Below are 1,304 nucleotides of genomic sequence, written 5' to 3'. Positions count from 1 at the left end.
GCGTACTGGAAGGGCTTCAAGGAATATCATGAGAAAAACGGCACAGGCCTTCCGAAAATGCGCGGCTTTGAAGCTGAGGGTGCGGCGGCAATCGTGCGCAATGAAGTGATTAAAAATCCTGAAACAATAGCGACAGCCATTCGTATCGGAAACCCGGCAAGCTGGGACAAAGCTGTAAAGGCAGCCGAGGAATCCAATGGGAAAATTGACGAAGTCACTGATGGTGAAATCCTTCACGCATATCAGCTGATCGCCCGTGTAGAAGGCGTGTTTGCAGAACCAGGTTCTTGCGCGTCTATCGCAGGAGTGCTGAAACAGGTGAAATCCGGAGAAATTCCGAAAGGCAGCAAGGTCGTAGCTGTGTTAACAGGAAACGGACTGAAAGATCCGAACACAGCGGTCGACATTTCAGAAATCAAGCCTGTCACATTGCCGACTGATGAAGACAGCATCCTTGAATATGTAAAAGGAGCGGCCCGTGTATGAACGAAGCCGACATGCTGTTCTCTGTCACTGTTCCCGGAAGCACAGCTAACCTAGGCCCCGGCTTTGATTCAGTCGGAATGGCGCTCAGCAGATATTTGAAGCTGACCGTCTTTGAAAGCGACAAATGGTCTTTTGAGGCTGAAACAGAAACAGTCGCCGGAATTCCGGCGGGTACAGATAACCTGATCTATCAAGTGGCTAAACGGACCGCAGATTTGTACGGAAAAGAAATGCCTCCTGTCCATGTGAAGGTGTGGAGCGACATCCCGCTTGCACGCGGCCTTGGCAGCAGCGCCGCGGCGATTGTAGCGGCCATTGAACTGGCTGATGAATTATGCGGCTTAAAGCTGTCTGAAGCGGACAAGCTGCATTTAGCCAGTCTAGAAGAAGGACACCCGGACAATGCTGGCGCTTCTCTCGTCGGCGGACTTGTGATCGGCCTGCATGAGGATGACGCGACCCAAATGATCCGCGTCCCGAATGCTGACATTGACGTAGTCGTTGTCATTCCTTTTTATGAAGTGCTGACAAGAGACGCGAGAGACGTGCTTCCGAAGGAGTTTCCATATGCCGATGCCGTAAAAGCAAGTGCTGTCAGCAATATCCTCATTGCTGCGATCATGTCCAAGGATTGGCCGCTTGTCGGGAAAATCATGAAGAAGGATATGTTCCATCAGCCGTACCGGGCGATGCTTGTGCCTGAGCTGTCAAAAGTAGAGCACGTCGCCGAGATGAAGGGCGCATATGGAACGGCTCTCAGCGGAGCAGGCCCAACGATTCTCGTCATGACCGAAAAAGGAAAGGGAGAAGAGCTAAAA

2 protein-coding genes are annotated in these 1,304 nt (G+C 51.6%); both read left to right on the top strand.

Annotated elements, in window-relative coordinates:
• Window positions 1–486, top strand: a 486-nt coding sequence (locus ACWHAR_RS21735) for a pyridoxal-phosphate dependent enzyme (RefSeq protein ID WP_452087798.1), incomplete at its 5' end; no start/stop codon positions are given.
• A partial coding sequence (thrB, locus tag ACWHAR_RS21730; RefSeq protein WP_452087797.1) for a homoserine kinase occupies window positions 483–1,304 on the top strand: 822 nt, incomplete at its 3' end. The genes ACWHAR_RS21735 and thrB, both read left to right, overlap by 4 nt.

The organism is Bacillus sp. LR--39 (assembly GCF_053613335.1).
This window is presented reverse-complemented; position numbering and strand designations above follow the sequence as displayed.